This window comes from Oleiphilus sp. HI0061 (assembly GCF_001635675.1).
The window spans coordinates 1-718 of record NZ_LWFE01000573.1; the positions used below are offsets into that span (position 1 = coordinate 1).

A 718-nucleotide genomic window follows, 5' to 3' on the forward strand; every position below is an offset into this window, starting at 1 on the left:
CTTTTCTCAGCCCTCGCTTTATTGAGCTGGCACTCGTTAACCAGTGCCCGGTTTTAATCGCCGTCCATCACGGCTCTGATCGCTGGGCCATGCCAATTAAGTTAGACCGACGCTTAGAGCCTCTATTCAAGTGGCTTCCTCAACATATGCACGAGACGATTAAGCATTCAAGAACACTTAGTATTCCCAAGCCGGTCAAAAAGAAGATTCCCAAGCTGTATATGAGCTTTGCACGGTACCAGCCAAGCCTAAGCTTGAAAACACTGAGCGACAATAAGGAGCAGCGCAATCAGCAACTCCATAAAGAAGCCGAGATTGTTAGAGACAAAATGAAGAAAATGATCTCCCTGATCATCACAGAACGCCGACTGAATGACTTGGTTCATTAAGCCTCTTACATGAGTGATTCGATACAAGGCTTCCTTGTCACACGGCAATGGCGAGATACACCACAAGGCGTGCTGCTCAAGTATTGGTTTTATTAATGCAAAACAAAGTCAAACCATATTTGAATATAAATTCACCATTTCTGTATTGTTAAGTATACGCAAATAATAGTTTCAAAAGATAAAACTGCTTAGAAACACCTCACCTTAACGGTTCACGGAACGACAAATAGGTAAAGTATGTGGTTTGGGTTTTAGTCACTGGAATACATATACCGAGCCTTCCTTTCTCGTACAATTTTGATCAGATTTGCATCACGAATAGCAGCATA

General features: G+C 42.3%; 2 protein-coding genes. Both read left to right on the forward strand.

The window, feature by feature from the left end; translation table 11 throughout:
* A partial coding sequence (locus A3735_RS30460) for a hypothetical protein (protein ID WP_197485740.1) occupies positions 1 to 389 on the forward strand: 389 nt, incomplete at its 5' end.
* A gap of 9 nt (positions 390 to 398) precedes the next feature.
* Entirely contained in the window at positions 399 to 485 is an 87-nt protein-coding gene (locus tag A3735_RS32495) for a hypothetical protein (RefSeq protein WP_368664562.1), read from the forward strand.
* Positions 486 to 718: the final 233 nt, after the last annotated feature.